Genomic DNA, 1,135 nt, shown 5'->3' on the forward strand with positions numbered 1-1,135 from the left:
GCGAACCGGAGCTCCTTCTCCATCGCGACCGGGGTGATCAGCTCCACCTCGATGGCGATGTTGTCGCCCGGCATGACCATTTCGACGTTGTCCGGCAGCTTCACCGTGCCCGTCACGTCCGTCGTGCGGAAGTAGAACTGGGGCCGGTAGCCCTTGAAGAACGGCGTGTGGCGACCGCCCTCTTCCTTCGACAGCACGTAAATCTGCGCCTTGAACTTCGTGTGCGGCGTGATGCTGCCCGGCTTCGCCAGCACCTGCCCGCGCTCCATGTCCTCGCGCTTGAGGCCACGAACCAGCGCGCCGATGTTATCGCCCGCGCGGCCCTCGTCCAGCAGCTTGCGGAACATCTCCACGCCCGTCACCACCGTCTTCTGCGTCGCGCGCAGACCGACGACTTCCACTTCCTCGCCCACCTTGATGATTCCGCGCTCCACGCGACCCGTCGCCACGGTGCCACGGCCGGCGATGGAGAACACGTCTTCCACCGGCATCAGGAAGGGCTTGTCCGTCGCGCGCTGCGGCGTCGGGATGTAGCTGTCCACCGCCTCCATCAGCTTCAGGATGGCCGGCTCGCCGATGTCCGACGTGTCGCCCTCCAGCGCCTTCACCGCGGAGCCGGGGACGATGGGGATGGTGTCCCCGGGGAACTCGTACTTCTTCAGGAGGTCACGCACCTCCATCTCCACGAGCTCGCGCAGCTCGGGGTCGTCCAGCAGGTCCACCTTGTTCAGGAAGACCACGATGTACGGCACGCCGACCTGGCGCGCCAGCAGGATGTGCTCGCGCGTCTGCGGCATCGGGCCGTCCGCCGCCGACACCACCAGGATGGCGCCGTCCATCTGCGCCGCGCCCGTGATCATGTTCTTCACGTAGTCGGCGTGTCCCGGACAGTCCACGTGCGCGTAGTGCCGGTTCTTCGTCTTGTACTCCACGTGCGCCGTGGAGATGGTGATGCCGCGCTCGCGCTCTTCCGGCGCCTTGTCGATCTGGTCGTACGCCAGGAACGTGGCGCCGCCCGTCTTCGCCAGCACCTTCGTGATGGCCGCCGTCAGCGACGTCTTGCCGTGGTCCACGTGCCCAATCGTTCCGATGTTCACGTGGGGCAGGCTGCGATCGAACTTTTCCTTGGACATGA

At 66.0% G+C, this 1,135-nt stretch carries 1 protein-coding gene; it reads right to left on the bottom strand.

Annotated elements, in window-relative coordinates; all coding sequences use genetic code 11:
- Positions 1 to 1,133 (bottom strand): elongation factor Tu (gene tuf, locus GTY96_RS37055; RefSeq protein ID WP_161667175.1); only part of this gene is annotated, 1,133 nt, incomplete at its 3' end.
- Positions 1,134 to 1,135 lie beyond the last annotated feature (2 nt).

The organism is Corallococcus silvisoli, assembly GCF_009909145.1.
In the GTDB taxonomy this organism is placed as follows: Bacteria; Myxococcota; Myxococcia; order Myxococcales; family Myxococcaceae; genus Corallococcus; species Corallococcus silvisoli.